General features: G+C 68.7%; 23 protein-coding genes. 16 read left to right on the top strand and 7 right to left on the bottom strand.

The window, feature by feature from the left end; translation table 11 throughout:
* Positions 1 to 7: 7 nt before the first annotated feature.
* The 4 genes from ABT313_RS25295 to ABT313_RS25280 all read left to right on the top strand — a co-directional run bounded on the left by ABT313_RS25295 (position 8) and on the right by ABT313_RS25280 (position 5,047).
* A complete protein-coding gene (locus tag ABT313_RS25295; protein WP_350858596.1) occupies positions 8 to 916 on the top strand; it encodes a ribonuclease Z in 909 nt (302 codons plus the stop codon).
* A gap of 104 nt (positions 917 to 1,020) precedes the next feature.
* Positions 1,021 to 2,145: an EfeM/EfeO family lipoprotein gene (locus tag ABT313_RS25290; protein ID WP_350858593.1), complete on the top strand. Its 1,125-nt coding sequence runs from the start codon at positions 1,021 to 1,023 to the stop codon at positions 2,143 to 2,145.
* Positions 2,142 to 3,362 carry an iron uptake transporter deferrochelatase/peroxidase subunit gene (gene efeB / locus ABT313_RS25285; protein WP_350858590.1) on the top strand — a complete coding sequence of 407 codons (1,221 nt, stop codon included), beginning with the start codon at positions 2,142 to 2,144 and terminating at the stop codon, positions 3,360 to 3,362. Before ABT313_RS25290 ends, efeB begins: the two co-directional genes overlap by 4 nt.
* A 20-nt stretch (positions 3,363 to 3,382) precedes the next feature.
* A complete protein-coding gene (locus ABT313_RS25280) occupies positions 3,383 to 5,047 on the top strand; it encodes a phospholipase C (RefSeq protein ID WP_350858587.1) in 1,665 nt (554 codons plus the stop codon).
* 7 nt (positions 5,048 to 5,054) lie between these two features.
* Here ABT313_RS25280 and ABT313_RS25275 read toward each other — a convergent pair whose 3' ends face one another.
* Together ABT313_RS25275 and ABT313_RS25270 are read right to left on the bottom strand one after the other, a co-directional pair.
* The gene (locus ABT313_RS25275) at positions 5,055 to 5,873 is read right to left on the bottom strand and encodes an alpha/beta fold hydrolase (protein ID WP_350858584.1); all 819 of its coding nucleotides are present in this window, start codon (positions 5,871 to 5,873) and stop codon (positions 5,055 to 5,057) included.
* A gap of 16 nt (positions 5,874 to 5,889) precedes the next feature.
* Complete coding sequence (locus ABT313_RS25270; protein WP_350858582.1) at positions 5,890 to 6,846, bottom strand: helix-turn-helix transcriptional regulator; 957 nt, start codon at positions 6,844 to 6,846, stop codon at positions 5,890 to 5,892.
* Between the two features lie 63 nt (positions 6,847 to 6,909).
* On the opposite strand from ABT313_RS25270, the gene ABT313_RS25265 reads away from it, so the two are divergent.
* Positions 6,910 to 8,052 (top strand): epoxide hydrolase family protein, encoded by a 1,143-nt coding sequence (locus ABT313_RS25265; RefSeq protein WP_350858579.1) that lies wholly within the window; start codon positions 6,910 to 6,912, stop codon positions 8,050 to 8,052.
* Positions 8,053 to 8,094: 42 nt separating this feature from the next.
* On the opposite strand, the gene ABT313_RS25260 is transcribed toward ABT313_RS25265, so the two are convergent.
* Complete coding sequence (locus ABT313_RS25260; RefSeq protein WP_350858578.1) at positions 8,095 to 8,925, bottom strand: oxidoreductase; 831 nt, start codon at positions 8,923 to 8,925, stop codon at positions 8,095 to 8,097.
* A gap of 91 nt (positions 8,926 to 9,016) precedes the next feature.
* Here ABT313_RS25260 and ABT313_RS25255 point away from each other — a divergent pair, with 91 nt between their 5' ends.
* Together ABT313_RS25255 and ABT313_RS25250 are read left to right on the top strand one after the other, a co-directional pair.
* The gene (locus ABT313_RS25255; RefSeq protein WP_350858575.1) at positions 9,017 to 9,574 is read left to right on the top strand and encodes a TetR/AcrR family transcriptional regulator; all 558 of its coding nucleotides are present in this window, start codon (positions 9,017 to 9,019) and stop codon (positions 9,572 to 9,574) included.
* An 82-nt stretch (positions 9,575 to 9,656) separates the two neighbouring features.
* Positions 9,657 to 11,198, top strand: a complete 1,542-nt coding sequence (locus ABT313_RS25250) for a S1C family serine protease (protein ID WP_350858572.1) — start codon at positions 9,657 to 9,659, stop codon at positions 11,196 to 11,198.
* Positions 11,199 to 11,675: 477 nt separating this feature from the next.
* Here ABT313_RS25250 and ABT313_RS25245 read toward each other — a convergent pair whose 3' ends face one another.
* A complete protein-coding gene (locus ABT313_RS25245) occupies positions 11,676 to 12,689 on the bottom strand; it encodes an NAD-dependent epimerase/dehydratase family protein (RefSeq protein WP_350858570.1) in 1,014 nt (337 codons plus the stop codon).
* A gap of 134 nt (positions 12,690 to 12,823) precedes the next feature.
* On the opposite strand from ABT313_RS25245, the gene ABT313_RS25240 reads away from it, so the two are divergent.
* From ABT313_RS25240 to metH, 3 genes are all read left to right on the top strand, one after another.
* Positions 12,824 to 14,230 carry an MFS transporter gene (locus ABT313_RS25240; protein ID WP_350858566.1) on the top strand — a complete coding sequence of 469 codons (1,407 nt, stop codon included), beginning with the start codon at positions 12,824 to 12,826 and terminating at the stop codon, positions 14,228 to 14,230.
* Positions 14,227 to 14,763, top strand: coding sequence for a TetR/AcrR family transcriptional regulator (locus tag ABT313_RS25235; RefSeq protein ID WP_350858563.1), 537 nt, complete (start codon positions 14,227 to 14,229; stop codon positions 14,761 to 14,763). Before ABT313_RS25240 ends, ABT313_RS25235 begins: the two co-directional genes overlap by 4 nt.
* Positions 14,764 to 14,952: 189 nt before the next feature.
* A complete protein-coding gene (metH, locus tag ABT313_RS25230; RefSeq protein WP_350858560.1) occupies positions 14,953 to 18,567 on the top strand; it encodes a methionine synthase in 3,615 nt (1,204 codons plus the stop codon).
* 47 nt (positions 18,568 to 18,614) lie between these two features.
* Here metH and ABT313_RS25225 read toward each other — a convergent pair whose 3' ends face one another.
* Positions 18,615 to 19,274, bottom strand: coding sequence for a hypothetical protein (locus ABT313_RS25225; RefSeq protein WP_350858557.1), 660 nt, complete (start codon positions 19,272 to 19,274; stop codon positions 18,615 to 18,617).
* Positions 19,275 to 19,539: 265 nt separating this feature from the next.
* On the opposite strand from ABT313_RS25225, the gene sigJ reads away from it, so the two are divergent.
* The 4 genes from sigJ to ABT313_RS25205 all read left to right on the top strand — a co-directional run bounded on the left by sigJ (position 19,540) and on the right by ABT313_RS25205 (position 22,191).
* Positions 19,540 to 20,400 carry an RNA polymerase sigma factor SigJ gene (gene sigJ, locus ABT313_RS25220; protein ID WP_350858554.1) on the top strand — a complete coding sequence of 287 codons (861 nt, stop codon included), beginning with the start codon at positions 19,540 to 19,542 and terminating at the stop codon, positions 20,398 to 20,400.
* Complete coding sequence (locus ABT313_RS25215; protein WP_350858551.1) at positions 20,400 to 20,762, top strand: DoxX family protein; 363 nt, start codon at positions 20,400 to 20,402, stop codon at positions 20,760 to 20,762. Before sigJ ends, ABT313_RS25215 begins: the two co-directional genes overlap by 1 nt.
* On the top strand, positions 20,759 to 21,235 hold the full coding sequence (locus ABT313_RS25210) for a GNAT family N-acetyltransferase (protein ID WP_350858548.1): 477 nt from the start codon (positions 20,759 to 20,761) through the stop codon (positions 21,233 to 21,235). Before ABT313_RS25215 ends, ABT313_RS25210 begins: the two co-directional genes overlap by 4 nt.
* A 104-nt stretch (positions 21,236 to 21,339) precedes the next feature.
* Entirely contained in the window at positions 21,340 to 22,191 is an 852-nt protein-coding gene (locus ABT313_RS25205; protein WP_350858545.1) for an HAD family acid phosphatase, read from the top strand.
* Positions 22,192 to 22,212: 21 nt separating this feature from the next.
* Here the strand turns inward: ABT313_RS25205 and ABT313_RS25200 are convergent, their stop codons facing one another.
* Positions 22,213 to 22,887, bottom strand: a complete 675-nt coding sequence (locus tag ABT313_RS25200; protein WP_350858542.1) for a TetR family transcriptional regulator — start codon at positions 22,885 to 22,887, stop codon at positions 22,213 to 22,215.
* Between the two features lie 98 nt (positions 22,888 to 22,985).
* Between ABT313_RS25200 and ABT313_RS25195 the strand changes: the two genes are divergently transcribed.
* Both ABT313_RS25195 and ABT313_RS25190 read left to right on the top strand, forming a co-directional pair.
* Complete coding sequence (locus ABT313_RS25195; protein WP_350858539.1) at positions 22,986 to 23,918, top strand: SDR family oxidoreductase; 933 nt, start codon at positions 22,986 to 22,988, stop codon at positions 23,916 to 23,918.
* Positions 23,915 to 24,676, top strand: coding sequence for a methyltransferase domain-containing protein (locus ABT313_RS25190; protein ID WP_350858537.1), 762 nt, complete (start codon positions 23,915 to 23,917; stop codon positions 24,674 to 24,676). The genes ABT313_RS25195 and ABT313_RS25190 overlap by 4 nt, the downstream gene beginning before the upstream one ends.
* On the opposite strand, the gene ABT313_RS25185 is transcribed toward ABT313_RS25190, so the two are convergent.
* Positions 24,639 to 25,196 carry a GNAT family N-acetyltransferase gene (locus ABT313_RS25185; protein ID WP_350858534.1) on the bottom strand — a complete coding sequence of 186 codons (558 nt, stop codon included), beginning with the start codon at positions 25,194 to 25,196 and terminating at the stop codon, positions 24,639 to 24,641. The genes ABT313_RS25190 and ABT313_RS25185 overlap by 38 nt on opposite strands.
* Positions 25,197 to 25,230: the final 34 nt, after the last annotated feature.

The following is a 25,230-nucleotide window of genomic DNA, read 5'->3' as shown; positions in this document are numbered from 1 at the left end:
TGGGCGGGTGCGTGAACTCGTCGTGCTCGGGACCGGCAGCCAGGTGCCGTCGCGGGAACGCACGCAGAACGGGTACTTCCTGCGCTGGGACGACGACGGGTTCCTCTTCGATCCGGGTGAGGGCACCCAGCGGCAGATGCTGTACGCCGGGGTCGCGGCCGGCGCGATCACGCGGTTGTGCATCACGCATTTCCACGGCGACCACTGTCTGGGCATGCCGGGAATCGTGCAGCGGTTGTCGCTGGACGGCGTACCGCATCCGGTCCGTGCCCACTACCCGGCGTCGGGCCAGAAGTACTTCACCCGGTTGCGGTACGCCGCGTCGTTCTACGAGCGGGCCGAACTGCTCGAGGAGCCGGTCGAGGAGGACGGGCTGCTGTCGGTCGGATCGTTCGGGCAGTTGTGGGCGCGCCGCCTGGAGCACTCGGTGGACTCGTTCGGATACCAGTTGATCGAGCCCGACGGCCGCCGGATGCTGCCGGACAGACTCGCTGCCCACGGCATCGTTGGCCCGGCCATCGGTCGGCTCCAGCAGACCGGATCCCTCGAGGTGGACGGCCGGACCGTACGGATCGAGGACGTCAGCGAATCGCGGCCGGGGCAACGGTTCGCGTTCATCATGGACACCCGGTTGTGCGAGAACGTACTGCGCCTCGCCGAGGACGCCGACCTGCTCGTCATCGAGTCCACCTACCTCTCCGCGGAAGCCGATCTAGCCCGTCGTTTCGGGCATTTGACCGCCCGGCAGGCAGCCCGCGTCGCGGCGGAGTGCGGCGTACGGAAGCTGGTCCTGACCCACTTTTCCCAGCGTTATCAGGAACCTGAGCGTTTTCTCAGCGAAGCCGCCGCCGAGTTCTCCGGCGAGATCGTCGTCGCCTCGGACCTGTCTCGCACCTCGGTCCCCACCCGCCGCTAGGGCGAACACTGGGTGACCAGCGGGCCAACAACCCCTTTCTCCGGCAACCTCGTGATTAATATCAGCGACGAATGGATCTGCCCAAGTCTCAGGAGCAACATCTCGTGCGCACCCCTCGTCCGTTGCCGGCGGCCGTCTCGCTGGTAGTCGTAGGAGCGGTTGTCGCATTGGCGATCTGGCGGCCCTGGCACGGCGCTCCCGCCGACGCGGCCGGCGGCCCGCCAGAGGTCACGGTGTCCCGCAGCGCGTGCGGCCAGGGCTGGACCGATGCGAAGACCGGCCGGCAGACGATCACCCTGCACAACACCGGTGACGCACCGGCCGAGGTCGATCTCGTCGACGTCGACGACAACTTGGTGTACGGCGAGGTGGAGGGCCTAGGCCCGGACACGTCCGCGCCGATGGACGTGCAGCTCGGCGCCGGCCGGTACGCGATCCGCTGCCTGATCGAGGACACCGACACGATCACCGGACCGACGGTCAGCGTCACGGGCGACGGGAAGGCCGGCCCGGCCGTGGTCGCAGTCACCAAGAACGACATGTTGCCGCTGGTGAAGCAGTACCAGGCTGCGGTCGCCACCGGCGTCGCCGGTCTGGTGGTCAAGACGGACAAGCTCCGCGCCGACGTCGACGCCGGCAACCTGGTCGCCGCTCGCGCCGACTGGCTGGCCGCGCATCTGGCGTACAACTCGCTCGGTGCGGCGTACGACGCGTTCGGCGACTTCGCGGACAAGATCGACGGATCCGGCGGCTTCCATCCATTGGAGAAGGGTTTGTGGCACAACGCCTCCGCTCCAAGCCTGAAGCCGATCGCGGACCAACTGGCGGCCGACGTCCACGGCCTGCAGAAGGATCTGCCCAACGAGCAGGTCGATCCGAACGATCTCGGGCTCCGCGCCCACGAGATCATGGAGAACGCGCTGCAGTTCGAGCTGACCGGCGAGAACGACCAGGGCAGCGGTACGTCGCTGAACACCGCTCTGGCCAACTTGAACGGTACGGCGACCGTGCTGGCCATCCTCGATCCGGTCCTCAAACCCCGCGACCCCGACCTGCCCGAGGTGCAGAAGTGGGAAGCCAGGGTCCGCACGCTGCTGACCGCGCACCAGAACACGCCGGTCGGCCGGTTGGACCAGAAGACCCGCGAGCAGCTCAACGGCGCGGTCGGCGAACTGCTGGAGAAGCTCGCCTCCGTCGCTGCCATCTGTGAAGTTCGGAGGGCTGGATGACCGGCTTCGACCGTCGCTCGTTCCTTCGCGGCACGCTGGCCGGAGCGGGCGCCGCAGCGGTGACCGGTGTCGGCACCGCGGCAGTGGCCGGCTTGGCCGGTTCCACGGCCGCCGCGGCCCCGGCGACCGCCGTACCGTTCCACGGCGAGCACCAGGCCGGTATCACCAACGATCCGCAGAAGCAGGCGATCTTCGCGTCGTTCGACGTGATCGCGGCGAACAAGGCCGAGCTCGCCGAGCTGTTCCAGACAGTGACCGAGCGGGCCAGGCTGCTGACTGCGGGCGGTGCGCTTCCACCGCTGGGGATCACTGCTCCGCCGGCCGATTCCGGCGTGCTCGGTCCGGATATGCCGGGTGACGACCTGACGGTCACCGTCGGGGTCGGGGCGTCGCTGTTCGACGCGCGGTACGGCCTCAAGGATCGCAAGCCGGCGAAGCTGACGCCGATGAAAGAATTCCCCAACGACAGCCTGGACGAGAGCCTGTGTCACGGGGATCTGAGCCTGCAGTTGTGCGCGACCGAGACCGACACCGTGCTGCACGCCCTGCGCGACATCGCTCGGCACACCCGCGGCGCGATGCAGTTGCGCTGGCGGGTCGACGGCTTCCAGAACCCGCCGCGGCCATCCGGGACGCAGCGCAACCTGATGGGCTTCAAGGACGGCATCGTGAAGCCCGCGGTCGCCGATCACGACAAGCTCGTCTGGGTCGGCAAGGGTACCGGCGAGCCGGCCTGGACCGCGGGCGGCAGCTACCAGGTACTGCGGCAGATCCGGATGCTGGTCGAGTTCTGGGACCGGGTGTCGGTCGGTGAGCAGGAGAACATGTTCGGCCGCCGGCGCGACTCCGGCGCACCGCTGGACGGCAACCGCGAGACCGATCTCCCGGACTACCCGGCCGATCCGACCGGCGGCGCGATCCCGTTGACCAGCCACATCCGGATGGCCAACCCGCGCACCGCCAGTACTGCGGCCAGCCAGTTCCTGCGCCGCGGCTACAACTACGACAAAGGCACCGACGCGGTCGGTGACCTGGACATGGGGCTGCTGTTCTGCTGCTACCAGCAGGACATCGCCCGGCAGTTCGAGGCCGTGCAGACCCGGCTGATCGACGAGCCACTCGTCGACTACATCCGGCCGGTCGGTGGCGGCTACTTCTTTGTGCTTCCCGGTGTTCGGGACGGCAACGACCACTTCGGGCGGTCGTTGCTCGCATGATTTACCTAAGAGGAGAAGGCATGCGCGCAAGACTCCGTGTGCTCGCCACGGCCGGCGTGGCCGCGACGAGCCTGTTGCTGGTCGCCTGTAGCGGCGGCGGCACCAATCAGGGCGTGGCCAGTGGGGGCGGCAAGGGGAGTGTGAGCAGTCAGGGCGGTAGCGGACAGGTGAGTGACGCCGCCTTTTCGTTCCCGACGGTCCACCCGTCGACGCCGATCCAGCACCTGGTGGTGATCTTCGGCGAGAACATCTCGTTCGACCACTACTTCGGTACGTACCCGAACGCGACCAACACCGACGGCACGCCGTTCAAGGCGGCCCGGAACACGCCGAAGGTGAACGGGCTGTCGAAGAAGCTGCTGACCAGCAACCCGAACGCGTACAACCCGAAGCGGCTGACGCCGTCGCAGGCGATGACCTGCGACCAGAACCACGGCTACGGTCCGGAGCAGAAGGCCGTCAACGGCGGCAAGATGGACAAGTTTGTCGAGAACACCGAGACCGACAAGTGCACCGGCCAGCCGGTGCTGTTCGGTGAGCCGGGCCTGGTGATGGACTACTACGACGGCAACACCGTCACCGCACTGTGGAACTACGCGCAGCACTACGCGCTGAGCGACAACTCGTACGACACGGTCTACGGCCCGTCCACCCCGGGCGCGCTGAACCTGATCGCCGGCCAGACCCACGGGGGCCAGGCCGTCGACCCGAAGACCGGCAAGCCGACCACCGACGCGTACGCCGTCCAGTCGCCGGACAAGAACGGGATCGGGACGATCACCAACGACCCCGACCCGTACTACGACGACTGCGCGAACAACAACGGCAAGTCGACGAACAACCTGGCCGTGATGCACGGGCAGAACATCGGCGACCTGCTGAACAGCAAGCACGTCACCTGGGGCTGGTTCCAGGGCGGCTTCAAGCCGACCGCCACCGTCGACGGCAAGTCCGTCTGCGGCGCCACGCACAACAACGTCGGCGGGATCGCGGCGACCGACTACAGCCCGCACCACAACCCGTTCGAGTACTACAAGTCGACGTCGAACCCGAAGCACCTGCCGCCGACCTCGGTGAAGGCGATCGGTCACACCGACCAGGCCAACCACCAGTACGACACCTCGGACTTCGACGCGGCCCTTGCGGCGAACAACCTCCCGGCGGTCAGCTTCTTGAAGGCCGGTGAGTACCAGGACGGGCACGCCGGGTACTCCGACCCGCTGGACGAGCAGGCGTTCATCGTCAAGGAGATCAACCAGCTGCAGAAGTCGAAGGAATGGTCGTCGACCGCGGTCGTCCTGGCCTACGACGACTCCGACGGCTGGTACGACCACCAGAAGTCCCCGACCGTGAACGGCTCCAAGGACGCGGCGCTCGACCAGGCCGCGACCTGCGGCAAGGACCCGGTCGCCGGCGGGTACGCCGACCGCTGCGGCTACGGTCCGCGGCTGCCGCTGCTGGTGATCTCGCCGTACGCGAAGACCAACCACGTCGACCACGCGGTGACCGACCAGAGCTCGGTGCTGAAGTTCATCGAGGACAACTGGCGCACCGGCCGGATCGGCGACCACTCGTTCGACCAGCGCGCCGGCAGCCTGAACGGCATGTTCAACTTCTGGCAGCGCCCGAACCGCGACAAGCTGATCCTCGACCCGAAGACCGGGGCGGTCGTCAGCAACCACTGACCGTCTGTCAGTAGGCAGCGCCCTGATCGGCGAGGAAATCGTCGATCAGGGCGTTCACCTCTTTCGGGGACTCGAGCGCGGCCAGATGCGCCGACTGCTCGAGTACGACGAAGCGGGCGCCGGGGATTGAATCCGCCATCTCCTCGGTCTCCTTGGGCGGGAACGTGGAGTCCTCGCCGCCCGCGACGACCAGGACCGGTGTGCGGATCGTTGCGAACAGCTCGCGCTGGTCGGGGCGACGGGGGACCACGCTGGTGACCGCGTGCCGGCCCGAGGTGATGTTCACCTTTGCGGCCAGTTCGTTGACCGTGGCAACGACTTCTGGTTTCTCGCGTTTGGTGGTCGGGCCGAGGAACGCGTCCCGCACCGGCGCTTTGAGCGGTCCGCGGATCCCGCCGAGGAGCTGGGCGGAGCGGGTCAGTACGCCGTACTCGAATCGTTGCCGGCGGCCCGCGGGTGAGGCGGTGGCGTTCATCAGGACCGCGATGCCGATCCGGTCCGGATGCAACGCGGCGAACGTGCCGCCGATCATGCCGCCCCAGCTGTTGCCGATCAGGTGCGCCTTGCCGACTTGTAGGTCGTCCAGGATCTCGGTGATCACCTGTGCGCATTGGTCGAACGTGAACGGGCCGGTCAGCGGCTGGCTGCCGCCGTGACCAGGTGGATCGACGAGGATCACCTGGAAGCGGCCGGCGAAGTGTGCGGCCTGGGCGGACCAGAGCGTGCCGTCCATCAGCAGGCTCGGCCAGAACAGCATGGCCGGCCCTTCACCGCCGACACGGAGCCGGATTCGGCCAAGCACGGTCTCGACGTACCGATCCTGCATGCCTGAACGGTACCGGTCAGGACGGCGGGAGCGACGCAGCCAGGCGCGTCGCCAGCTCCCGGACGCGCTCGATCAACTCCGGCGGCGACAAGATCTCGAACGGGTACTCCAGCCGCCCGAGGTAGAACGCAATCTCGTCGAGCGTATTCGCCCCAGTCTCAACCAGAGTCGCCCCGGCCTCTGCCCCCTCGACTGGTGTCACGGTCGCGACGCTGGGGCCGAAGCGGTCGGCTACCTGTTCGGCGGGGGCGTGGACGAGGATGCGCGCCTGGTAGCGGTAGCCGCCGTACGCGACGCCGCGGTTCGTGGTTGCGATGTCCGGCACCTCGTCGCGCGGTGTGAAGCGCGGGCCGGTCGGGATCCGCGGCTCGAGCCGGTCGAGGCGGAACGTGCGCCAGTCGGTCCGGTCGAGGTCCCACGCGACGAGGTACCAACGTCGCCCGGTGTGCACGAGCCGATGCGGCTCGGTCGTCCGGGTGGTCGCCGTACCGTCGTGGTTGCTGTAGTCGAACCGGAGCCGCTGATGGTCACGACAGGCGGCCGCGACGGCGAGCAGTACGTCGGGTTGAACCGACGGCCCGCCCGCCGGCGTGACGGCGACCTGCTGGAGGAGCGCGACCCGGTGCCGGAGCCTGGACGGGAGGACCTGCTCCAGCTTGGTCAGGGCCCGGACCGACGACTCCTCGGTCCCGGCGACGGTGCCGCTCGCTGCCGCGCGCAGTCCGATCGCCACCGCGACGGCCTCCTCGTCGTCCAACAGCAGCGGCGGGAGTGCCGCGCCGGAGCCGAGCCGATAGCCGGCCACACCCGGCACGGCATCGACCGGGTAGCCGAGGTTGCGGAGCTTGTCGACGTCCCGCCGTACGGTCCGGACGCCGACGCCGAGCTCGTCGGCCAGCGCAGCACCGCTCCACTCCTTGGGCTGCTGCAGGAGCGAGAGGAGTTTGAGGAGCCGGGCCGAGGTTTCGAGCATGATTTGGATTCTGCCACGCAGCTAGGACTGAAGCTGTCCTAAGTAGATGACAGAGTTCTAGACATGATCAAGCCCTTCACGATCGACATCCCGCAGAGCACGCTCGACGACCTCGCCGCGAGGCTGGCGAGCACCCGGCTCCCCGCGCCGCTACCCGGTGACGACTGGAACACCGGCGTACCGGTCTCCTGGCTGTCCACGCTGGTCGACTACTGGCGGACCTCGTACGACTGGCGCGCGGCCGAGAAGGAGCTGAACTCGTACCCGCAGTTCACCACCGAGATCGAGGGCCAGCGGATCCACTTCCTGCACGTCCGGTCGGCCGAGCCGGACGCGCTGCCGCTGATCCTCACCCACGGCTGGCCCGGGTCGATCGTCGAGTTCCTCGACGTGATCGGGCCGCTGACCGACCCGGTCGCCCACGGCGGTCAGGCTTCGGACGCGTTCCACCTGGTGATTCCTTCGCTCCCCGGATTCGGGTTCTCCGGGCCGGTGTCGACCGACGGATGGTCCAGGGAGCGGGTCGGGCAGGTGTGGGCGCTGCTGATGGAGGAGCTCGGGTACGAGCGGTACGGCGTACAGGGCGGCGACATCGGCGGCGCCGTCTCACCGGCGGTGGCGCGCGCGGCCCGTGACCGGGTCGTCGGCGTCCACACGAACGGCGGCCCCTCGCTGCCGCCGTTCCCGCTGCCGGAGGAGGAGCTGAAGACGCTGACGCCGCTCGAGCAGGACCGGATCGCGCGGATCGGCGAATTCCTGCAGAAGGAGTTCGGCTACATCTCCATCCAGTCCACCCGGCCGCAGACGCTCGCGTACGGACTCGTCGACTCGCCGGTCGGGCAGCTGGCCTGGATCATGGACAAGTTCAGGGCCTGGACGTGGCCGGCCGAAACCTTGCCGGAGGCAATCATCAGCAAGGACCGGTTGCTCACGAACGCGATGATCTACTGGCTCACCGGCACCGCCGGCTCGGCGGCGTACGTCGGGTACGCACAGCAGGAGGCGTGGGGGACCAAGCTGGAGAACTCCGGCGTACCGACAGCTGTGCTCGCCTTCGCCCACGACGTCGCGATCCGCCGGTACGCCGAGCGGGACAACAACATCACCCGCTGGACCGACGTCGACCACGGCGGTCACTTCGCGGCACTGGAAGAGCCGGAGATCCTGGTCGGCGACGTCCGCAAGTTCTTCCGCGACCTGCGCTGACCGCCGGGCGGCCGGACGGTGGTCCGGGAGTCCTTCGTGGGTTCAGTCGAAGTCGGTTGAGGTTGTGAGGTGGGACCAGGCGGCGGCTTCTTCGGCGCGGGAGTTGGATGCGCGGTCGGCGTGGGTGAGGGCGTCCTTGCCGAGCAGGAGACGCAGCGGCGGGTTGTCGAGGTTCGCGACGTGCAGGATCGCCTCGGCAGCCTTCGCCGGGTCGCCCGGCTGCTTGCCGTCGGTCTCCAGGCGGTAGCGGTTCATCTGGCCCACGGTGGAGTCGTAGTCCGGGTGCACCTCCGCGAGCTGCATCGACGAGCCGCCCCAGTCGGTGCGGAAAGCGCCCGGCTCGACGATCGTCACCTTCACGCCGAACGGCCGGACCTCGTTGCTGAGCACCTCGGAGAAGCCTTCGACCGCGAACTTCGCGGTCTGGTAGGCGCCCATGCCAGGGGTCCCGCCGACTCGCCCGCCGACCGACGAGAACTGCAGGAAGTGTCCGCTCTTCTGCTCGCGGAACACCGGCAGCGCCGCCTTGGTCACGTTGACGACGCCGAAGAGGTTGGTCTCGATCTGCGCCCGGAAGTCGTCGTCGGGGGTCTCCTCGATCGACGCGCTGTTCGCGTAGCCGGCGTTGTTCGCCACGACGTCCAGCCCGCCGAACGCGTCGAGTGCGGTCTGTACGGCGGCCTGGGCGGCCGCGGTGTCGGTGACGTCGAGGGCGACGGCGCGGATCTGCTCGCCGTACTTCGCGACCAGGTCGTCGAGTTGCTCGGGTTTGCGCGCGGTGGCGACGACCCGCTCGCCGGCGGCCAGCACGGCCTCGGTGAGGGCGCGGCCCAGCCCGCGGGAACTGCCTGTGATCAGCCAAATCTTGTTCATGCTTGGTCCTAACCAACTGGTTGGTTGCTTAATTCCCAAGCTAACCAACCAGTTGGTCGAAATCAACTGACCAGTTGGTTAGCCTGGTTGCATGCAGGAACGGAACGCTGAGCGGACCAAGGCGCGCATCCTGGCCGCCGCCATCGACGAGTTCGCCGCCCGCGGGATCGCCGGCGGGCGGGTAGACCGGATCGCCGAGGTGGCAGGCTGCAACAAGGCCATGCTCTACGCGTACTTCGGCAACAAGGACGGGCTGTTCGACGCGGCGTTCAGCGCTTCGGTGGCGGAGTACCTCGACGAGGTCGGGTTTGACGCCGACGATCTGCCGGCGTACGCGGGCCGGGTGTTCGACTACTTCGAGGCGCATCCGGACCGGCTGCGGCTGTCGACCTGGTACCGGCTCGAGCGGCCGCACGGTCAGCCGTTGGAGGCGATCGTCGCGGTCAACGCGAGCCGGCTCGGCGAGCTGCAGCGGGGGATGCGGCGGCGCGTGGTCCCGCGGGTGTTCACCCCGGTCAGCCTGTTGTCGCTGATCCAGGCGATCGCGACCAGTTGGTCGTCGATGAACCCGGAGTACGGCGCCGATGAACCGAACGCGACCATGCGACGCCGGGCCGTGGTGGTGGCGGTGCAGAAGATTCTCAGCTGATTCATTGGCTGGGCCGATGGAGTTCTCAGTCTGGCGCGCTCTACTCGAAGGCAGAGGGAACTGGCTGAGGAGGGCACGGGAAATGAACGAGAGCGCTGGACGTGGACCGTACGACGGTGGGCAGTACGGAGATTGGCCGCCGGCGCATGGCGGGTACCCGCAGTACACCCCGCAGCACCAGCAGGGTGCGCAGGGTCCGCAGTACCAGCAGGGGTCGCAGTACCAGCAGGGTGGGCAGTACAACCCGCAGTACCCGCACGGGCCGCAGTTCAACCCGCAGTACCCGTTCCCGCCGAAGCCGCCGAAGAAGCGCGGGCGGCGGTTGCTGGGAGCCGGGGCGCTCGGGCTGGCCGCGGTGGTCGTCGCCGGATCGGTTGCCTGGGGCATCGACCAGCACAGCGCCGGGAACAGCTCGGAGCTGTCGCAGAAGGCATTCGACGCCTCGGCCGTGGCGGCCAAGGTGTCGCCGGGCCTGGTCGACGTGAACACCGTGCTCGGGTACGAGAACGCCCGGGCGGCCGGGACCGGGATCGTGCTCACCTCCGACGGCGAGGTGCTCACCAACCACCACGTCGTCGAGGGTGCGACCTCGATCACCGTGACCGACATCGGCAACGGGAAGACGTACACCGCGAGCGTCGTCGGGTACGACGAGCAGCACGACATCGCCGTACTGAAGCTGAAGGACGCGTCCGGGCTACAGACCGCGAAGACCGGTAACTCCGACCAGGTGAAGCTGGGCGACCAGGTCGTCGGCGTCGGGAACGCGGGCGGCGTCGGCGGTACGCCGAGCTACGCGGCCGGCAAGGTCACCGGACTGAACCAGGCGATCACCGCGACCGACGAGAACGGGCAGGACCCGGAGAACCTCACGAACCTGATCCAGACCGACGCGAACATCCAGGCCGGCGACTCCGGCGGCCCGCTGGTGGACGCGAACGGCGAGGTCGTCGGCGTGGACGTGGCCGGGGGCGACGGGAACAACGGCGGCCAGGGCCGGCCGGGTCAGACGGCGGCCACCTCCGGCGCGACCTCGACCGCGACGCTGGCGGCGGCCGGCGACGGCACCGGGTACGGCGACGGGAACGGCTTCGGCAACCCGTTCGGCGGTAACGGCTTCGGCGACGGGTCGGGCAACGGCTCCGGTTCGCAGAACGGCTCGGGCAACGGCTCCGGTTCGCAGAACGGCTCGGGCGACGGGTCGGGCAACGGGTTCGGGAACGGGCAGGGCGGTTCGCCGAACGGGTCGGGGACGACGGCCGAGGGGTACGCGATCCCGATCAACCAGGCGCTCGACATCGCGAAGCAGATCGAGAACGGCAAGTCGTCGGACGGCGTCCACATCGGCGCCTCGCCGATGCTCGGAGTCTCGGTCGTGACGAGTGAGGGCACCAGCGGCGCGGTCGTCGGCGACGTACTCGCCGACGGGCACGCGGACGACGCCGGCATCGAGCCCGGTGACGTGATCACCTCGTTCGCCGGTCACACCGTCGAGTCGCCCGACACGCTGTCGGAGCTGCTCAACAAGCAGCACCCCGGCGACAAGGTCGAGGTCGGCTGGGTCGACCAGTCCGGCCAGACCCACAAGGCCACCATCGAACTGATCACAGGCCCGGTCCGCTAAACCCCAGCGCTACCCCCCGCTGCCGGCGGACCGCCCCCGATCGGGCCCGACGCTCTCCTCCCCCTCAGAGCGCCCCGGGCCCGATCGGCTTTTTCGCCGAGTCGTGGATTCAGGCGCAAAAATCTCGCCAGAATCCACGACTCGAGCTCCACCCCACCAACCAATCGCCACGACTCGGCGATGGTGGTGGGGTTCTTGGCGGTGTGGGGTCAGGCGAGAAAGCCGGTGCGCCAGGTCGGGTGAGCAGGAGCCCAGCCGAGGGAGTTGGCATAGGCGTTGGTGGCGCCCCGAGCCCAGGGCGTGCGCGGAGCGTTCGGCTGCGGCGCCGTGCCGGTGGAGTTCGAGGCGCCGGCGGGCGGGGTCGTCCGCGACGTGGCAGTACCGGCGGAGGTTGAGGCGCGGGTGGGTGAGGTGCTCCTGCACGTCGCTGTACCGGTCGAGGTTGAGGTGCCGGGGGATGGGGGCGGCGGCGTGGGGTTAGGCGAGGAAGCCGGTGCGCCAGGTCGGGTGAGCAGGAGCCCAGCCGAGGGAGTTGGCATAGGCGTTGGTGGCGCCCCGAGCCCAGGGTGTACGTGGGGCGCTCGGCTGCGCCGCCGTGCCGGCGGAGATCGAGGCGCCGGCGGGCGGGGTGGTCCCGGGCGTCGTTGTACTGGCGGAGGTCGAGGCGCCGGCGGGCGCGGTGGTCCCGAGCGTCGTTGTACTGGTCGAGGTTGAGGCGCCGGCGGGTGAGGTGCTCGGGGGAGTCGCCGTACCTGTGGACGTCGTGTCGACGGGTGGAGTTGGGGCGCCGACGGATGCAGCGAAGACCGGGAGCCAGGCGGTGGCTGGGGCGGGGTCGTTGTCGACGATGTTTACGGGGCCGGAGGGCCAGGTTAGGGATGCTTGGGCTGCGGTGGCGGCGTCGTCTACGTGGAGGAAGCTGGTGACGTCGGCGTTGGCCGGGAGTTGGCCGGAGGTGGCCAGGTCGGCCATCAGTGCGCCCTTGGTGTACCAGGTGTCGGGGCCGTAGAGCATGCCGTAGCGCAGTACGACCCACTCGGGAGCCTCGGCCGTGATCGCTTCGAGCGTGGCGATCGCGTCGACCGTCCCGCGGCGGCGCTCGTCCGTGGTGTGCAGGTCGAGCGGCGTGGACTCGTCAGCCGGCGTCTCGCCCGGCTCGTACGCCCACGCGACGCTCTGCGAGATCACCCGCCGTACGCCTGCAGCGAGCGCGGCGTCGACGAGGTTGCGGGTGCCTTCACGCCGGATCCGCCCGTTCGCGGCGAAGTCGCGCGACGTCAGGTCGGTCAGCTGATGCATGACGACATCCGGCCGGGCAGCGGCAACCACCTCGCGGAGCCCGGCAGCGTCGTACACGTCACCCTGCACCGTCGTCACGCCGGCGACTTGCGACCGCCGCGACAACGCGGTCACTTGATGGCCCTCGGCAACCAGCTGCGGTACGAGACGACGGCCGATGACGCCGGTCGCACCGGCGATGAAGATCCTCATGCAACCAACCTAGGCAGCGGCGCTGCCGGCGAGCTGGTCCAATCCAGGGCCAGTTCGCCGGTCCACTTCCCGCCGGGGTGAACGTGCGTTTACCATTCCGGAGTAAACAACTGTTCACCCCGTGAGGACTCCGTGTGACCGTCCGCCCTGCCGCTCACCCACGCCTGATTCTGGCCGCGCTCGCGTTCTGCGGCGTGCTGGTCTCGATCAGCCAAACCATCGTCGTTCCACTCCTGCCCGAACTCCCCGAGATCACCCACAGCCCCGCATCCGACGTGAGCTGGCTGATCACCGTCACACTGCTGACCGGTGCCGTCTTCACCCCGCTGCTCGGCCGCGCCGGCGACATGTACGGCAAGCGCCGCGTGCTGCTGATCGCGCTGTCCTCGATGATCATCGGCTCGTTGCTCTGCGCAACCAGTTCGAACCTGTCCGTGCTGATCGTGGGCCGGGCGTTCCAGGGCGCCGCGGTTGCGGTGGTCCCGCTCGGCATCAGCATCCTGCGCGACGAGCTGCCCCCGCGCCGGGTGATCCCGTCCATCGCGATCATGAGCTCGACGCTGGGGATCGGCGCGGCGTTCGGCATCCCGGCCGCGACGCTGGTGGTCGAGTACGCGAACTGGCACACGATGTTCTGGATCAACCTCGGCCTCGGTCTGCTCGACATCGTGCTGGTGCTGCTGATCGTCCCCGAGTCGGCGATCCGGACCAGTGGCCGCTTCGACATCGTCGGCGCACTCGGCCTCAGCGCATTCCTCGTCTGCTTCCTCCTCGCGGTCTCGAAGACCACAACCTGGAGTACGCCGACCCTCGTCGTCCTGTACGCCGTTACCGTGCTGCTGATCCCGGTGTGGGGCTGGTACGAGCTGCGCACGAAGAGCCCGCTCGTCGACCTCCGCGTCTCCGCGCGTCCCGCCGTACTCTTCACCAACCTCGGCGCGCTGCTGATCGGGTTCGCGTTCTACGCCAACTCGTTGTCGACCGCGCAGCTCGTGCAGGAGCCGACCTGGACCGGCTACGGACTGGGTGAGTCGATCGTCGTCAGCGGTCTGTGTCTGCTGCCCGGCGGCGTGGCGATGGTCTTGCTTTCGCCCGTGTCCGCCCGGATCTCGAACGCACGCGGCCCGCGGTTCACGCTGACGATCGCGTCGGTGCTGATGGCCGCTGGGTACGTGGTCCGGCTGTTCACCAGCCACAACGTGGCGGGGATCGTCATCGGTGCGACGGTCGTTTCTGCCGGCACCGCCGTTGCGTACTCGGCGCTTCCGGCCTTGATCATGCATGCTGTGCCGGTGACCGAAACGGCTGCCGCGAACGGCCTCAACACGCTGATGCGCACGGTCGGGCAGGCGATCTGCAGCACGATCGTCGCGACCGTGCTGGCCAACGTCACGATCGCCAGCGCCGGCCGGATCGCGCCCGCGCTCTCGGCGTACCTGATCGTGTTCGTGATCGCCGGCCTGGCGGCCCTGGCGGCGGCGGGGCTGGTCCTGCTGATCCCGGTACGTCGTCGCGAGCCGGAGCGCGAGGTGGCTACGTGACCGATCCGGGCCGGACCTCGATCCTGCGTGCCGCGCGGAAGGCGTTCGCGCGTGAGCCGTACAACGCGGTCACGCTGCGCGGGGTCGCCGCCGACGCGGGCGTCAGCGCTGCCCTGATCGTCAAGTACTTCGGCGGCAAGGAAGCGCTGTTCGAGCGGGTCGCGGACTTCACCGAGGCCGCCCAGCTGCTGCTCGCCGCACCGAACGAGCGGCTCGGCGAGCACGCCGTCCGGACCCTGGTGAAGTACCGCCGCGAGAACGACCAGGACCTGCTCGTCCGGGTCGTGTTCGCGGCCGGCAAGGGTGACGAGCGCGCCCAGATCCGCGAGCACTTCCGCGACCAGGTCACCCGCGCGTTCGCTGCCCGGCTCACGGGCCCGGACGCCGACCTGCGGGCCGCGCTGATCACCGGCCACCTGCTCGGTCTCGGCGCCGCGCTCGCGATCGACCACGACGGACCGATCGCTGCCGCCGATCCGGACCGGATCGCCGCGCTGTACGCCCCGAGCCTCCAAGACCTGATCACCCCTTGAGACACTGTCTTAGAATGTGATCTGGGGTGCTGGCTGCAGGGAGTGACGCCGCTAACATGGACGATCCAGGCCGAGAGGCGCTGCAACGGGCCGAGGGTCCGCCACGCTCGACCTGAGTGCACAGACGGCGAAGGCCTGCGTGCACCCTGCAAGGGCGCCTCCGGAGATCGTTTCTGGAGGGGACGGCAGATGAGTGAGACCGCGCTGCGCGAGCTGCTGGATCAGCGGATCGTCGTGCTCGACGGTGCCTGGGGCACGATGCTGCAGAATGCCAAGCTCAAGCCCGAGGACTTCCAGCCCGAGCGCTACAACGACGAGACCCACGACGTCGCGGGCGACCCGGACCTGGTCAACCTGACCAGACCGGACGTGATCCTCGACGTCCACCGGCAGTACCTGGCCGCCGGCGCCGACATCACCACCACGAACACGTTCACCGCGTCCAGCATCGGCCAGGCGGACTACGGCCTGCAGCAGTACGTGCGGGAGATGAACCTGGCCGGCGCCCGCCTGGCCCGGCAGGCGGCTGACGAGTTCGCAACGCCGGACCGCCCGCGGTTCGTCGCCGGTTCGATCGGCCCGCTCAACGTCACGCTGAGCCTGAGCCCGCGCGTGGAGGACCCGGCGTACCGGGCGGTGACGTTCGAGCAGGTCAAGGCGACGTACGCCGAGCAGATCGCCGCGCTCGCCGAGGGCGGCGTCGACCTGCTGCTGATCGAGACGATCTTCGACACGCTGAACGCCAAGGCCGCCGTCGCCGCGGCCCGCGAGGTCGCGCCGCACCTGCCGCTGTGGATCTCGGTGACGATCGTCGACCTGAGCGGCCGGACGCTGTCGGGCCAGACCGTCGAGGCATTCTGGAGCTCGGTCGAGCACGCCAAGCCGCTGGTCGTCGGCGTCAACTGTTCGCTCGGCGCAGCGGAGATGCGGCCGCACGTCGCGGACCTGGCCCGGTTCGCCGGGACGTATGTCGCCTCACACCCGAACGCCGGCCTCCCGAACGCCTTCGGCGGGTACGACGAGCAGCCCGAGGAGACCGCCGGGATGCTCGAGGAGTTCGCGCAGTCCGGGCTGGTCAACATCGTCGGCGGCTGCTGCGGTACGACGCCGGCCCACATCAAGCAGATCGCGGCCGCGGTCGACGGGCTCGCCCCGCGCACCGTCGTACCGACCGATCACACCACCAGGTTCTCCGGGCTGGAGCCGTTCAAGATCAGCGCGGACACCGGGTTCGTGATGATCGGCGAGCGGACCAATGTCACCGGGTCGGCGCGGTTCCGCCGGCTGATCGAGGGTGACGACCACCAGGCCGCGGTCGACGTGGCCCTCGAGCAGGTGCGCGGCGGCGCGAACCTGCTGGACGTGAACATGGATGCCGACCTGCTCGACAGCGAGCAGGCGATGACCACGTTCCTGAACCTGATCGCGACCGAGCCCGAGGTGGCCCGGATCCCGATCATGATCGACAGCTCGAAGTGGTCGGTGCTGGAGACCGGGCTGAAATGCGTGCAGGGCAAGGGCGTGGTCAACTCGATCAGCCTGAAGGAGGGCGAGGAGCAGTTCCTCGACCATGCCCGCAAGATCATGGACTACGGCGCCGGCGCGGTGGTGATGGCCTTCGACGAGCAGGGCCAGGCCGACACGGTCGAGCGCAAGGTCGCGATCTGCGGCCGCGCGTACGACCTGCTGACCGGGATCGGCTTCCCGGCCGAGGACATCATCTTCGACCCGAACGTGCTGGCCGTCGCGACCGGCATGTCCGAGCACAACGGCTACGCGAAGAACTTCATCGACGCGCTGCCGCTGATCAAGGCCCGCTGTCCGGGCGTGCACATCAGCGGCGGTATCTCGAACCTGTCGTTCTCGTTCCGCGGCAACGACGTCGTCCGCGAAGCGATGCACTCGGCGTTCCTGTACCACGCGGGCAAGGTCGGCCTGGACATGGGAATCGTCAACGCCGGCCAGTTGGCCGTGTACGAGGACATCCCGAAGGACCTGCTCGAGCTGGTCGAGGACGTCATCTTCGACCGCCGGGACGACGCCACCGATCGGCTGGTCGCGTTCGCGGAGAACGTGAAGGGCAAGGGCACCAAGCGCGAGGTCGACCTGACCTGGCGCGAGGGCACGGTGCAGGAGCGGCTGTCGCATGCGCTGGTGCACGGGATCGTCGATTACATCGAGGAGGACACCGAGGAGGCGCGCAAGCAGTTGCCGCGTCCGCTCGAGGTGATCGAGGGCCCGCTGATGGACGGTATGAAGATCGTCGGCGACCTGTTCGGCGCCGGCAAGATGTTCCTGCCGCAGGTGGTGAAGAGCGCGCGGGTGATGAAGCGCTCGGTCGCCTACCTGGAGCCGTTCATGGAGGCGGAGAAGGAGCAGGCCCGGCTCGAGGGCCGCGCGGAGATGGTCCGCGGTCAGGGCAAGGTCGTGCTGGCGACCGTGAAGGGCGACGTCCACGACATCGGCAAGAACATCGTCGGCGTGGTTCTCGGCTGCAACAACTACGAGGTGATCGACCTCGGCGTGATGGTGCCGGCGGCAAGGATCCTGGACACGGCCGTTGCCGAGGGCGCCGATGCGGTCGGGCTGTCCGGGCTGATCACGCCGTCGCTCGACGAGATGGTTGCCGTGGCCGACGAGATGCAGCGGCGCGGGCTGAAGCTGCCGCTGCTGATCGGCGGTGCGACCACGTCGAAACAGCACACCGCGGTCCGGATCGCACCGGCGTACGAGAAGACGACGGTGCACGTGCTGGACGCGTCCCGGGTGGTAGGCGTGGTGTCCGACCTGCTGGACGCGGAGCGGGCCGAGGAGCTTGCCAAGAGCAACAGTATTGAGCAGGAGCGGCTGCGTGAGCAGCACGCGAACAAGCAGCGCAGCCCGTTGCTGACGCTGGCCGAGGCGCGCGCCAACAAGGAGCCCGTCGAGTACGGCGAGTTGCCGGTGCCGGCGTTCACCGGTCTGCGCCGGGAGACGCCGTCGCTGGAGACGCTGCGCGCGATGATCGACTGGCAGTTCCTCTTCCTGGCCTGGGAAGTGAAGGGTAAGTACCCGGCGATCCTCGACAATCCGGTCGCGCGGGAGCTGTTCGACGACGCGAACACGTTGCTGGACGAGATCATCGCCAACGGGTCGTTCCAGGCCGAGGGCGTGTACGGGTTCTGGCCGGCGCACAGTGACGGTGACGACATCATCCTGGACGGTCTGGACGTCTCGTTCCCGATGCTGCGGCAGCAGACCGAGAAGCCGGCCGGGCGGCACAATCGCTCCCTGGCGGACTATGTCGCGCCGGCCGGTGACCACCTCGGCGGGTTCGGCGTCGCGATCCACGGCGCCGAGGCGCTGGCGAAGTCGTACGAGGAGAAGAACGACGACTACCGGGCGATCATGGTGAAGGCGCTGGCCGACCGGCTGGCGGAGGCGTTCGCCGAGTGGATCCACCTGGAGGCGCGGAAGGCGTGGTTCGAGCCCGACGTACAGCCGGTGCTGGAGGATCTGCACGCGGAGCGGTTCCGCGGCATCCGACCGGCCCTCGGGTACCCGGCGAGCCCGGACCACACCGAGAAGAAGGACCTGTTCGAGCTGCTCGAGGCGGACAAGCTCGGTCTCGGGCTGACGGAGTCGTTCGCGATGACGCCGGCCGCCGCGGTCAGCGGCCTGATCTTCGCGAACCCGGCGTCCCGCTACTTCAGCGTCGGTCGGCTCGGCCGCGACCAGATCGAGGACTACGCCGTACGGCGCGGCCTCTCGGTCGAAGAGGTCGAACGCTGGCTCCGCCCGAACCTGTCCTATGACCCGGACTGACCCGGCCTCCGTCGCGGGTGTGCCGGCCGGGTGGTCTTGGGGCCGGGCTAGCTGCTGAGTTCCCTTTGGTCGCGTGATGCGCGGGTAGTCGCGAGGCCGGCTGCGCCGGTCGCTGTGCCGGTCTCTGCGCCGGCCCGTGTGGTGATCGCGCCGGTTGCAGGGGCCAGGGCGGTGTCCGCCAGCAGCCTGCGGAGTTGAGGGTCGATCCGCTCCGACGCTGTCTGCACGGCGGCGGCTGCGAGTGCCGGGTCGTTCTTCGCGACGGCTTCGGTGAAGCCGTTCCGGAGGGCGACTTCGGCGCGGAACAGGTCCCGCGGGGACAGTTCTTCGGTGCCGGGCAGCAGCGACAGGATCTCGCCGTACCGCTCCTCGGGTTTGATCGAGATCAGCCACTCGGAGAGTGCGGCGTAGTCCGCGGGCTCGGCCGGCGTACCACCCTGCTGGCGGACGATCTCGGTCATCAGCGCCCTCGCCGCCGCGGCTGCCGCCGGGTTGCGCCCGGCGAAGGCGAAGTCGGGCACCTCCGCGGCCGGGAGGAACCTGCCGGACTCGGTCTTCGGCCAGATCTCGGCCAGGCGCTCCTGGGCCCAGACATCAGCCAGTCCGTCGTCCAGATCGGCCTCCGGCTGGTGCAGTCCGCCGATGTTGTCGAACAGCGGGCTGCTCAAACCGGCCGACTGGGAGGTCGTGTACCCGGTGGCCTGCACGAGTCGCTCCGGGTCGCCCGGCGCCGGCGCTCCCGCGCCGTACCGGCGGACCGCATCGGCCAGCTTCTCCGGCAGTACCAGCGGACTATCGTTCGACCGGAGCGAGTCGACGGCGAGCCTGCCCGGACGGTCGTCCGCCCGGACGACGAGATCGATACCGCGCCAACGGACGAGGCGATCCGTGGTCTCGCTGACGGCTTCGACGATCGAGTCGGCCCACGGGAGCCGATGTCACACATCCGGGGAGGGAGGACTCAAAGAGGGTATGAACGAGCTGAGTTCGACCGATGTGTTCCTCGAGCACCGGGAGTTGCTGTTCTCGATCGGATACAACATTCTCGGCAGCGTCGCCGACACCGAGGACGTGCTGCAGGAGACCTGGCTGGCCTGGTCGGGCCGGTCCGGTATCGAGAACCCGCGGGCGTACCTCGTGCGGGTCGCGGTCAACGCCGCGCTGGCTCGACGGACGACGATCAACCGGCGGAAGGAGGAGTACGTCGGTCCGTGGCTGCCGGAGCCGCTGATCACGCCGGTCGATCCGGTCGAGCAGGCCGAGACCCTGTCGCTGGCGGTCCTCGTCGTACTCGAGACTCTGACACCGTTGGAGCGTGCGGTCTTCGTCCTGCACGAGGTGTTCGGCTATTCGCACCCGGAGATCGCCGAGTTGGTCGGCCGTACGCCGGCCGCCGTACGGCAACTCGCCCACCGGGCCAGGGAGCATGTGCAGGCGCGACGACCGCGGTTCGAGGCGGATCCGCGGGTGCGTGAGGAGGTTACGCAGCGGTTCGTCGACGCGATCGTGGGTGGAGATCTCGCCGCGCTGCTGCAGGTGCTTGCGCCGGACGTCACCCTGTGGGCCGACGGCGGCGGCAAGGCGCGGGCCGCCGGACTGCGTCCGGTGCACGGCCGGGACCGGATCGCGCGACTGATCGTCGGCGACGCCGAGCGCCGGCCGGTCGAGCTGCTCGGGGTGCGGTACCGCCGGATCAACGGCGATCCGTCAGCTCTCCTGCTGTCCGGAGACACCGTGTTCGCGGTGATCGTGCTGGACGTCATCGGCGACGAGATCACCGGCATCTACGCCGTCACGAACCCGGACAAGCTGACCCGCCTGGAGGTGTACTGATGCTGCCGACCGTGGTCGTGGCGATCGTGGGGGTGACGGTGGCGATCAACGCGTTCTCCGGGATCGCCGCGCTGCTGCACTGGCAACCGATCCTGCCCGGCATGGTGAAGGCCGGCGTACCGGAATCGTGGTTGACGTTCCCGATCGGGACGTTGAAGACGGCCGGTGCGGCCGGGCTTCTTGCCGGGCTGCTGATCCAGCTACCGGCACTGGTCGTGGCCGCCGCGATCGGGCTGGTGTTGTTCTTCGTGTGCGCCTTGTACACCCACGTGCGCGCCGCGGACTACACCGCACAGTTCTTCCTGGCGGTGTTCTTCCTGGGCATGGCGTGTGCCTCGTTGGTGCTTACGCTGGCCGCATGACTGTGATCGTGCGGCCCGCTGTTGCCGGGGACTCCGAGATTGTGGCGGCGATCTGGTACGACGGTTGGCGGGACGGGCATCTCGGGCATGTGCCGGATGAGCTGGTCTCGGTCCGGACCGAGGAATCGTTCGGAACACGTGCTGCGCAACGGGTTGCGGACACCACCGTTGCGCTGGTCGGGGACGAGGTTGCCGGGTTCGTGATGGTGGTGGGGGACGAGGTCGAGCAGGTGTACGTGTCGCGCGATCACCGCGGATCGGGAGTAGCCGGGACGCTACTCACCGAAGCCGAACGGCAGGTGAAAGCAGGAGGACACGGGGAAGCCTGGCTTGCGGTGGCGACCGGGAACGCGCGGGCCCGCCGGTTCTACGAGCGCAGCGGCTGGACCGACACCGGCGCGTTCGACTACCCGGCCGCAGTGGAAGGCGGGACCATACCGGTGCCGTGCCACCGTTACGTGAAATCCGTCTGAACGGACGCAGGATTCCCCTGTAATTCAGGCTGTCGCGCCGTCAACCGGTCCGGACCGGGTTAGTTTGCTTTGGCAAGCATTCCCGTACTCCGAAGAAGGTCACCATGGCATTCCGTTCCTGGCGCCGGCCGTCCCGCCGGATGGTTCTGACCAGCGTCGCAGCAGTCGCGATGACATCGGTCGTCGGCGGGGTCGCGTACTCGGCCGGTGCCGCGAACCCGCAGCCGGCCATCCAGACGTCGACGCCGCGCAGTGAGAAGCAGGTCACGAACATCGACGTACTGCGGCAGCAGTTGCGCAACTACTACGGCGATCCGCTCGGCAGCGGCACGTTCGCGGACGACAGCAACTACGCCAAGGAAGCCCGCTCGGTCGCGGCCGCCGGTTCGCGCTACCTCGCCACGCCGCACCACACGCGCAAGACCAAGGCGATTCTGCTGGACGTCGACGACACCGCGCTGGCGACCTGGAACTACGAGATCTTCAGCAACTGGGCGTTCAACCCGACCACCAACGCGGACTACGTGCTGAACCAGCGGTTCCCGGCCGTACCGGGCATGGTCGACATGGTGAACAAGGCCAAGCGTGAGGGCTACGCGGTCTTCTTCCTGACCGGCCGCGGTGCCGCGCAGGAGCAGGCCACGCTGGGCAACCTCACCTCGGACGGGATCGGCGTCGACGCCGGCTACCCGGACCCGACCAAGCTGAGCAATGGTGAGGACGGCCTGTTCACCAAGCCGGCCGTCGCCGACTACCCGGACTACCTGAAGACCGCCTGCGCGGCCGACCCGAACGGCTCGTGTACGACGATCCACTACAAGTCGGCGACCCGCGCGCACATCGAGTCGCTCGGCTACGAGATCGTCGCGAACTTCGGCGACCAGTTCTCCGACCTGAAGGGCGGCTTCGCGGACCGCACCTTCAAGCTCCCGAACCCGAACTACTACCTGCCCTGATGCTGCGCGGCGGCGTCCTCCTCACCGCGTGACGCGGGGGAGGGCGCCGTACAGCAAGGTGCGGAGGGAATCGGCGAGGGCCGGCTCGAACTGCATCCGAAGGGCGGCGAGGGACGGGTCTGCCTCGTAGGCGGCGAGGATGGCCGGGACGGGATGTGAGTGGGACCAGATCGCGCCCGCGAGCAGGCTTGCGGTCGCGATGAACCGGCCGGCCCCGTCCCGGCCCAACTCCGGCAGTACGCCGACGACCGCCGCGATCATGCCTTCGTACGACACCGCCGCCGCGCGCTTGAACGCCAGCGCCGTCTCCGTCGAGATGTTGCGCTCCAGGACACCTGCCTGCGCACTGACCAGGTCGCAGAGCACCGGACGCTCCGACAGCGTGCCGACGATGGCGTTGATCAGCTGCTCGGCCCGGGCGTCGATCGACAGCTCGGGGAGCGCGTCGCCGACCGCGGCGTCCAGATCCTTCACCCACGCCTCGAGCTCGCTGCTGGACAGCTCGAGGAGAACGGCCTCGCGGGAGTCGAAGTAGTTCAGCACGTTGGACTTCGCCAGGCCGACCCGGCGGCTCAGCTCGTTGAGGCTGACGTCCGCGACCGGCATCTCGGTGAGCATCGCGGCGGCCCTCGCGAGGATCGCCCGCCGCCGCTCGGCCCGCTGCTCGTCGCTCCGGGCGCGCTGGAATGTCTTCACGCTCACATTCTACAGACCATCGGTCTGTTGTTATCGGACCAGCGGTCTGATAGCGTCGTAGCCATAACAGACCATCAGTCTTTTATGGAGTGTGGATCATGTACGACGTTCCCGATCAGACCGGCAAGCTCGTTGTCGTCACCGGCGCCAACAGCGGCACCGGCAAGGAGGCGACCAAGCGGCTCGCCGCCGCGGGTGCGCGGGTGGTGATGGCGGTCCGGACTCCGGCCAAGGGCGAGGCGGCTCGCGCGGAGATCCTCGCCGAGCACCCGGATGCCCAGCTCGAGGTGCGCCGGGTGGATCTCGCCGACCTGGCCTCGGTGCAGGAGTTCGCCGAGCAGCTCGCTGCCGACGAGTCGCATCTCGACGTGCTGGTGAACAACGCCGGCGTGATGGTTCCGCCGACCCGGATCTCTACCAAGGACGGCTTCGAGCTGCAGTTCGGGTCGAACTTCCTCGGCCCGTTCGCGCTCACCGTGCGGTTGCTGCCGCTCGTCCTGGCAGCGCCGGCCCCGCGGATCGCGACCATGGCCAGCGGTGCCGCGAATTTCGGCAGCATCCACTTCGACGACCTGCAATGGGACAACCGGTACCGGCGGACCGCGGCGTACTCGCAGTCGAAGCTCGCCGACCTGATGATGAGCAACCAGCTGGCCAAGCTGTCCGCCGATCGCGGTTGGGGTCTGCTCAGCGTCGCCGCGCACCCCGGCTACACCCGCACCAACCTGCAGTCCGCCGGTGCCGCGCTCGGCCGGGAGCGGCCGTCGCTGCTCAACCGGATCGGCATGCGTTTCAACCCGCTCCCGAAGCAGGACGTCGAGATCGGCGCCGAGCCGCTCCTGTTCGCGGCCGCCGACCCTGCCGCCGAGGCCGGTGGCTACTACGGTCCGTCGGGCATCTTCGGTCTCGTCGGTCCCACCGCAGTGGCCAAGCAGCCGAAGGCCGCTTTGGACGTTGAGACCAGCGCCCGCCTCTGGAAGGTTGCCGAGGGCCTGACGGGCGTATCGCTCCCGTCTATCCTGCCCAAATGAGTCTGTGGTCCGACGGGGGAGTCTACGAGTCGTTCATCGGCCGCTGGAGCCAGCTGGTCGCCGCAGAGTTCGTCGACTGGCTGCAGCCGTCGGCGGACCTGCGCTGGCTGGATGTCGGCTGCGGTACGGGCGTTCTGACCCGCGAGATCCTTCGCGCCGCTGACCCGGCCGCCGTGCTCGGGGTGGACCCGTCGGCCGGTTTCGTCGAGTACGCGCGGCAGACCGTGCAGGACGAGCGGGTGAGTTTCGACGTCCGCTCGGCAGCCGATCTGCCGGACGGCCCGTTCGACCTGGTGGTTGCCGGACTCGTGCTCAACTTCATTCCCGAGCGGGTCGAGGCGCTGCGCCGGATGCGGGAGATCGGGTCGACGGTCGCGGTCTATGTGTGGGACTACGCCGCCGGCATGCAGTTGCTCCGCTACTTCTTCGACACGATGCTGGCCCTCCGTCCGCAGGACCGCGACCACGACGAAGGCAGCCGATTCTCCTTCTGTACGGCGGATGGTCTCGAAGCCTTGTTCCGCGAGGCCGGGTTCGCGGACGTGCGGACGCGCGGGATCGTCGTACCCACGGTGTTCTCGTCGTTCGACGACTACTGGAAGCCGTTCCTCGGCGGGACAGGCGTTGCACCGGCGTACCTGCGCAGTCTCGACCCGGCGGATCAGGAGGCGATGCGCGAGGGTGTCCGCGAGCGGTTGCCGATCGAGGCGGACGGCTCGATCAGGCTGACGGCGCGGGCGTGGGCCGCCGTCGGTTGAGGTAGTCGTCGCGGAGGTAGCCGAACAGCAGGTCGTCGGTCCACTCACCCTTGAACCACGTGTTCGACAGCCGCAGGCCTTCCTGGGTAAACCCGACCCGCTCCAGCAGCCGTGCGGACGCAGTGTTGCGCGCGTCGGCCTCGGCGGAGATCCGGTGCAGCTTCCGCTCGACGAAGAGGTGCTCGAGCAGTCCACGTACGGCCTCGGACGCGTACCCCATCCCTTGGTACTCCGTCGCGAGCGTGAATCCGAGCTCGGCCTGCATCAGGTTCTCGTGCAGGTTGAGCCCGAGGTCCCCGATCAGTACGCCGTCCAGATCGATCGCGTACTGGAACCAGCCGGCCGCCTCGGGATCGCCCTGACCGAACCGCTCGACCGTCTCCTGGGCGTCGGCCAGCGCCACCGGCGCCTCCCAGCCCTGGTAGTGCGCGACCTCAGGATCCGAGCGGTACGCCGCGAACCGCTCGGCGTCGGCGGGCAGGAAGCGGCGCAACGTCAGCCGTTCGGTACGCACGAACATCCGGCCATCATGTCAAAACCGGGCGCTCGACTCC

This window comes from Kribbella sp. NPDC000426, from assembly GCF_040300265.1.
In the GTDB taxonomy this organism is placed as follows: Bacteria; Actinomycetota; Actinomycetes; order Propionibacteriales; family Kribbellaceae; genus Kribbella.
This window is presented reverse-complemented; position numbering and strand designations above follow the sequence as displayed.